The 6848-nt window shown below is 57.6% G+C and carries 6 protein-coding genes; all 6 read left to right on the top strand.

Translation table 11 applies throughout. The annotated features are described in order from the left end of the window. Positions 1–9: 9 nt before the first annotated feature. The 6 genes from Q2B33_RS11565 (at position 10) to Q2B33_RS11540 (ending at position 6842) form a co-directional block, all read left to right on the top strand. Positions 10–1089 carry a GDSL-type esterase/lipase family protein gene (locus tag Q2B33_RS11565; protein WP_300914011.1) on the top strand — a complete coding sequence of 360 codons (1080 nt, stop codon included), beginning with the start codon at positions 10–12 and terminating at the stop codon, positions 1087–1089. Positions 1090–1453: 364 nt separating this feature from the next. Next, a complete protein-coding gene (locus Q2B33_RS11560) occupies positions 1454–2854 on the top strand; it encodes a uracil-xanthine permease family protein (RefSeq protein ID WP_300564006.1) in 1401 nt (466 codons plus the stop codon). 190 nt (positions 2855–3044) lie between these two features. After that, entirely contained in the window at positions 3045–4130 is a 1086-nt protein-coding gene (locus Q2B33_RS11555) for a dipeptidase (RefSeq protein ID WP_300564008.1), read from the top strand. Positions 4131–4447: 317 nt separating this feature from the next. Beyond that, positions 4448–4687, top strand: coding sequence for an HPr family phosphocarrier protein (locus Q2B33_RS11550; RefSeq protein WP_296455997.1), 240 nt, complete (start codon positions 4448–4450; stop codon positions 4685–4687). Between the two features lie 260 nt (positions 4688–4947). Then, entirely contained in the window at positions 4948–5988 is a 1041-nt protein-coding gene (locus Q2B33_RS11545) for an ATP-binding protein (RefSeq protein WP_300564011.1), read from the top strand. 407 nt (positions 5989–6395) lie between these two features. Beyond that, entirely contained in the window at positions 6396–6842 is a 447-nt protein-coding gene (locus tag Q2B33_RS11540) for a hypothetical protein (protein ID WP_300914010.1), read from the top strand. Positions 6843–6848: the final 6 nt, after the last annotated feature.

Genomic DNA, 6848 nt, shown 5'->3' with positions numbered 1-6848 from the left:
CTGCTGGGCATGGGGCTGATATATCTGACCTGCGTGGACGGATGGCAGGTCTATGCGGAGCCTCTGCGGGAGGCGAAGCTTCGGTATGACAATTGGTATAAGGATGCGTATCCGGCGGACGGAAGCGCCATGGAAGGGGAGGGCACGGCACCGGGGAGCGGATCCGGCAATGCCGCCTCTGACGGTGCCCTGGAGGGTTCGGACGCGGCTTCGGCGCCCTCCGGGGACCACAGAGGGGACGGAGAGGCCGACGGACAGGGGACGCCTTCTGGCAGCGGGAATGAGGCCCTGCCTCCCACTGGCGGACAGGACGGGGAAAACGGCTCCGGGAGTCCGGAGGGAGAGCATGTCCCCGGAGAGCCCGGGAGCCTTCCGGAAGGAGATGCCCCCGGGGAGCCGGGAGAGGGACAGGCCGGAACGCCTGACGGGGAATCGCAGGAACCTTCCCAGGAAGATGGGGGGGAATCGCCGTCCTCCGGGCCCGGGGAGGCGGCCTACATGACCGTGGAGGACGATTATTTCGCGGACGCGGTGTTCATCGGGGATTCCAGGACCATGGGGCTCTTCGAGTACGGCGGCCTGGAGGACACGGCGGCATTCTATGCCTCCACGGGGCTGACGGTGTACGAGATGTTCGAGGCGGAAATCGTGCCCGGCGAGGACGGGAAGATTACCGTGGAGGAGGCCCTGCAGCAGAATTCCTTTGCCAAAATCTACCTGATGATAGGCATCAACGAGATGGGGACGGGCACTGTGGAGTCCTTCCTGGAGGCCTATGAGGCGGCGGTGGCGCATCTGCGGGAGCTGCAGCCCGATGCCATCATCTATCTCCAGGCCATCATCAAGGTGACCACGGAGCGCTCGGAGCAGGGGGATTATATCAACAACGAGGGCATCATCGCCCGCAACGAGGGCATCGCCCGGCTGGCGGACAACGAGCATGTCTTCTTCCTGGACGTGAATCCGCTGATCTGCGACGAAACCGGGGGCATGATACCGGATTACACCTTTGACGGGGTGCATCTGAAGGCAGTGTACATCGATATCTGGAAGGACTTTTTGAAGACACACGCGGTATCGCTGCCGTGAGGGGCGCGTGCATGCGGCCCGGGGGATACGGGCAAAGGTCCTCCGGGCCGACTGGGCTCTAATGAATTCGTCCACAGTTTTTATGAAATTTTCTTGACGGATGGATGGGGAAATATTATGATAATGGTCAGAGGTTGTGGTTTTGCGGCTGCAGCCTCTTGCTATGAGGAGCCATACGCGGGGCGGGACATGGGAAAGACGGCGTGGAGCGCCCTGCCGGCGCGCTGTGTGAGGGCATATCTCCGGCGGGACGATCCTGTGGGAAATGGCCTCGGCAGGGCAGCCCCGTGGGCAAGAGCCCTCACGGGGGAGAGAATGAGTCAGGTGGGGGAGATCTGTCTGACGGATACAGGAGGAAGAGTTCATGAGCGAGAAAAAGAAAACGGCTTCCGGGGTCGGCGGTAAGGGCATCGGCGACGCCTGCATCTATGATGCGAAGGCCCTGGGAGCGCCCAAGGTACTGGTGCTGGGGGTCCAGCACATGTTTGCCATGTTCGGCGCCACCATACTGGTGCCCATGCTGACAGGCCTTGACGTGTCCACCACATTGCTGTTCGCGGGGCTGGGCACATTGCTGTTCCATTTGCTGACCAAGGGGAAGGTGCCCGCGTTCCTGGGTTCCTCCTTCGCGTTCCTGGGCGGATACGCGGCTATCGCGCCTATGACGGACGCTGCGGGGAACGCGGCGGACAATTCGAGGCTCCTGCCCTATGCCTGCTTCGGCGTGGCCTGCGCGGGGCTGGTGTACCTGCTTCTGTCCCTTCTGATCAAGCTCTTCGGCACCGGGAAGGTGATGCGGTTCTTCCCGCCTATCGTGACAGGGCCTATCATCATCGCCATCGGCCTGACCCTTTCCCAGTCCGCCATCGACAACTGCTCCTCCGACTGGCTGATCGCCATCGTGGCCATCGCGTTGGTGATCGTCTGCAACATCTGGGGCAGGGGTATGGTGAAGATCGTGCCTATCATCATCGGCGTGATTGGCTCCTATGTGCTGGCGGCCGTCATGGGCCGGGTGGACTTTACCGCGGTGAAGGAGGCGGGCTGGATCGGGCTGCCCATCCACTGGAACCAGACGGCCTTCTGGGCGCTGTCCGAGGGCGACGCGTCCCTGCTGATCACTTCCGTGATTACGATCATGCCCATCGCGCTGGCCACGATTGTGGAGCATATCGGCGATGTCTCCGCCATATCTTCTACTGTAGGGAAGAACTTCATCAAGGAGCCGGGGCTCCACCGGACGCTTCTGGGGGACGGCCTGGCCACGATCATGGCCGCGCTCTTCGGGGCGCCGGCCAATACCACATACGGTGAGAATACAGGCGTGCTGGCGCTGACGAAGGTGTACGACCCGCTTGTAGTACGGATGGCAGCGGTGTTCGCGATCCTGTTCTCCTTCTCGCCCAAGTTCGCCGCGATCATCGGCTGCATGCCCACCGCCACCTGCGGCGGCGTGTCCCTGGTGCTGTACGGCATGATCTCGGCGGTGGGCGTGCGCAACATCGTGGAGACCCAGGTGGACTTCTCCAAGACCCGCAATGTCATCATCGCGGCATTGATTCTGGTGCTGTCCATCGGCATCAACTACAGCGCGGCGGGATCCGTGGGCTTTGCCATCGGGGATCTGAACATCAGCTTCTCCGGCATCGCCGTGGGCGCGCTGACGGGCATCCTCCTGAACGCGGTGCTTCCCGGAAAGGATTACAAGTTCGATGACGACAAGCCCAGCGATACCGGGGTGGACTTCGCGGTGAGGGGAAGATAGGCCGGGGCGGATTTCGCGGTGAGGGAAGATAAGCCCCAGGCGAAATGAGAAAAGGATATCGTTAAAGCTGCAGCTCAGTCTCCGACTGGGCTGTAACAATATCGGGAGCGTGGCGCGGCCGTAAAGGACACGGCATGGGCCGGCCGATTATGATTGGGCCGTTGGCGAAGACGGCGGAATGGAGGTCAGTATGAAAGTCATAGACATGCATTGCGACACGATTGGCGGACTGTTTCATCTGAAGGAAGAGGGGAAGCCCCAGTCCCTGCGGCACAACAGCGGCCACATCGACTTGGAGCGGCTGCGGGAGAACCATTACCTGCTGCAGAATTTTGCCATGTTCATCCCCCTGGGCAGCTGCGGGGATCCCTGGGAGGCGGTGTGCGCCATGTACCGATACTATCTGGAGGAGCTGGAGCGCAACCGGGACATCCTGGCCCCGGTGCTGCGCTATGAGGACATCGGGCGCAATGAGGCCTCCGGCAAGATTTCCTCCCTGCTCACCGTGGAGGAGGGAGGCGTGTGCAAAGGGGAGCCGGAAAAGCTGGGCGAGCTCTACCGCATGGGCGTCCGGATGATAACTCTTACCTGGAATTTCGACAATGAGATCGGACATCCCAATTTCGATGGATTCCTGCGGGAGAGACTGGAGGAGGCCGGGGAGAGGCTGCGCAAATGCACGCCGGGAACGGAAGGGTGGGAGCAGCAGCGCCTGGCGGTGCAGGCCGCCCGGGACGCCTGCATGCACACCCCCAATGTGACGGGAGGCCTCACCCCCCGGGGCAGGGAGTTCGTGGAGGAGATGGAGCGCCTGGGCATCATCCCAGATGTGTCCCATCTGTCCGACGCGGGCTTCCTGGACGTGCTGGAGGTGACGAGGAAACCCTTCGTGGCCAGCCACTCCAACGCCCGGGCGGTGTGCCCCAACGTGCGGAACCTGACGGACGATATGATCAGGAAGCTGGCGGACAGGGGAGGCGTCATGGGGCTGAACTTCTGCCCGGACTTCCTGGAGGAGAAGCCGGTGGGAGAGGAGAATCCCGGCACCGTCGCGGCGGTGGTGCGCCATGCGGAGCACATCGCGAAGGTGGGCGGCGTTGAGGTCCTGGGGCTGGGCAGCGATTTCGACGGCATCCCCACCCACGCGCAGCTCCCCGGGGCCCAGGGCATGGAGAGGCTCTGGGAGGCCCTCCATGGGGCCGGATTTACCCAGGATCAGTTGGACAGGATTTTCTATGGAAACGTGCTGCGGGTGTACCGGGATACGTTGGGGTGAGAATCTGGGGCAGGTTGCGTTTCCGGGAAGCGGCTCCGGATTCCTGCCAGGAAGCCGCTTTGAGGCTCCAGCCGGGGCCTCGCATCGTCCGTAGACTTTACTTTATCTCATAGTGACATACACGGGATTTCAATGGACAATGCCTGCTGGGCAGTCTGCATAAACGGTGGAAACGGATCCATGAAAATACACAAAATAATCTGAAAAGATTATGGAAAACGACAATTTACAAAAAGAAGAACCTGATATATGATTTTTCCTCAGAAAAGAAATAATCGGAGGGACGCTCCGGAGAAAGGCGAGGAAAGGTACGGATTATGCAGCAGGCAGTTGTTAAGTTCGAGGATGTGGATCAGGTGAGGGATTTCGTGAATACAGTCAGTATGGCAGACGCCAATTTCGAGTTGGGCTCCGGCCGCCGTATCGTGGACGCGAAATCGATTCTGGGCGTATTCGCCCTTGATTTGGCGCAGCCACAGCGCCTGATATGGGATTCTGACGACAGGGCGATCCTGGAAGGGATAGAGCCTTTTCTTGTCAGGGAGAAGGTAGGCTGAAGCATATGGTGAGCCACAGGCCGGGAATCTGGAGACAGGTTCCCGGTTTTCTTATGGATTTGGGTTGACACGAAGTTATATAAGGTTATATAATAGATGCAAAGTTATATAATGTTATATAGAGTTATATAAAAATAGTAAAGTTATACTGCATAACGCTGAATGCTGCCTAATGTAATCATGCGAATGAACCAGTCAGCGTTATGCAGTCTGGTTTCACGGCAAGTGAAATCGTTAAGCAGTATATATAAGAGGCCGCCATGAACAATCCATTTACGCTGTCTTTCGGAAAAAAGCCATTGCAATATATATCCCGTATCCCGCAGACCGCTGAAATCATTGAGAATTTCACTGCGGAAAGGCCATCCAATCAGATATACATGATCACGGGGGTCAGAGGATCCGGTAAGACTGTCCTGATGACCGGCATTGCCGATGAAATCAGGAAAAAAGAAGGCTGGATCGTGCTGGAGCTGAATCCCAACAGAGATCTCCTCCAGAGCCTGGCCGCGAAACTGTACAGCTTGCCGGAGATGCATTCGGCGTTCCTACAGGCGAAGCTGGATTTTTCCGCGTTCGGGCTGGGTGTATCCCTGGAAAATGCCGTTCCGGTCACGGATATTGAGAATGCCATTGAATTGATGCTGGCAGAGGTTCAGAAGAGGGACAGGAGGCTGCTGATTGCAATCGATGAGGTTACAAATTGCAGCTACATCAGGATATTCGCCAGCTCCTTCCAGATTTTCCTGCGGCAGGACTATCCCATTTTTCTGCTGATGACGGGCCTGTTTGAAAATATCTATGAACTGCAGAATGAGAAGTCCCTTACCTTTTTATATAGAGCGCCCAAGATAATGCTGGGGGCTTTGAACTTCACTGCGGTGCGGAAAAGGTATATGGATACCTTCGGGCTGGACATGGAAGCGGCGGAGAGGATGGCCAGACTGACCAGGGGATATCCCTTTGCATTCCAGGTGCTGGGGTATCTGTACTGGGAGAACAGGGAAGCTGGGACGGTAGAGGGGATTCTGCCGGAATATGACCAGTATCTTGACGAATATGTATACAGCAAAATCTGGTCTGAGCTCTCCGATTTGGACAAAAAGGTGCTGGCTGTGATGGCTGAGAGCGGAGAGAAGAAGGTCAAAGAAATCAGAGGCCGCTGCGGCATGACGTCAGGCCTCTTCTCGGTATACAGAGACCGCCTAAGGCGCAAGGGCGTCCTGGATACGGGCAGATACGGCGAAATCTCCTTTGCCCTGCCGCGGTTCGAGGAATTCGTCGGGATGCAGATGTTCTGAATTTTTACAGATGATGCAGAGGTTGTAGCCTGTAGGGGCTGCAGCCTTTTTTGGTGCCAGGACCCTCCGCGGAAGGAAAAACCGGCCGGAACCGGCCATTGAAGAGATGTGCCATAAACTGAAATAATGTATCTTGCGCAGCATTCCTCCCCTCTTTTTCCGGGATTCTCCGGTGCCACAGCACAGACAGGCAAAGCGTCCGGCAGCCCATTTGTTCAATCTGTGGCATTGGAGAAGTGTTTCTTGCCGGAAAAATGTGCAGAATATATAATACAGGCAGATTCGCACAAGACAAGCGCTGATTGAGTGGAACTGCCCTGCTGGACGCAGATAAGGGCACGGAATCAAATGGAGCCACAAGGCAAAGCAACACGCTGTGAAAGCAACACAGAAGTAAGGAGGAAGTTATGAAGTCCAAAAAAGTAATTGCGCTGACGATGACGGCGGCTCTGTCGCTCTCCGCGCTGACAGGCTGCGGCGGCAAGGATTCCCAGGGGAGCAGTGCGGGAAATGACAAGTCTTCCGCAGAAGAAAGCTCATCCGCTGCAAAGGAGGAGAGCCCGGAGGAAGGAAATGCAGAGGACGAGCCCGGGGGGGCAGAGGAGGAAAACACTTCCGATACCATCACCTTCCCGCTGGCGGAGACCATGACCTTCACCGCCTTCGCCGGGATGAACGGCGATTACACTCTGACGGACAACATCGCCATGCAGAAATCCCTGGTGGATGCCAATATCAATATAGAGTTCACCAATGTGCTGGGCGCGGATCTGGAGGAGAAGCGGAATCTGGTGCTCAATAGCGGCGAGTATCCGGACATTTTTATCAAATCCTATATAGATGCAGATAAATAGATCGGA

The organism is uncultured Acetatifactor sp. (assembly GCF_948601915.1).
Classification (GTDB): Bacteria; Bacillota; Clostridia; order Lachnospirales; family Lachnospiraceae; genus Acetatifactor.
The sequence above is the reverse complement of the archived record's forward strand: the minus strand, read 5'-3'. Positions and strand labels throughout refer to the sequence as shown.

What these genes read in the sequence shown, in the direction of transcription:
- Q2B33_RS11560 (WP_300564006.1), top strand. Translation starts at nt 1,454, where the DNA reads ATGAGCGAGAAAAAGAAAACGGCTTCCGGGGTCGGCGGTAAGGGCATC.
- Q2B33_RS11565 (WP_300914011.1), top strand. Translation starts at nt 10, where the DNA reads ATGGGGCTGATATATCTGACCTGCGTGGACGGATGGCAGGTCTATGCG.
- Q2B33_RS11550 (WP_296455997.1), top strand. Translation starts at nt 4,448, where the DNA reads ATGCAGCAGGCAGTTGTTAAGTTCGAGGATGTGGATCAGGTGAGGGAT.
- Q2B33_RS11545 (WP_300564011.1), top strand. Translation starts at nt 4,948, where the DNA reads ATGAACAATCCATTTACGCTGTCTTTCGGAAAAAAGCCATTGCAATAT.
- Q2B33_RS11555 (WP_300564008.1), top strand. Translation starts at nt 3,045, where the DNA reads ATGAAAGTCATAGACATGCATTGCGACACGATTGGCGGACTGTTTCAT.
- Q2B33_RS11540 (WP_300914010.1), top strand. Translation starts at nt 6,396, where the DNA reads ATGAAGTCCAAAAAAGTAATTGCGCTGACGATGACGGCGGCTCTGTCG.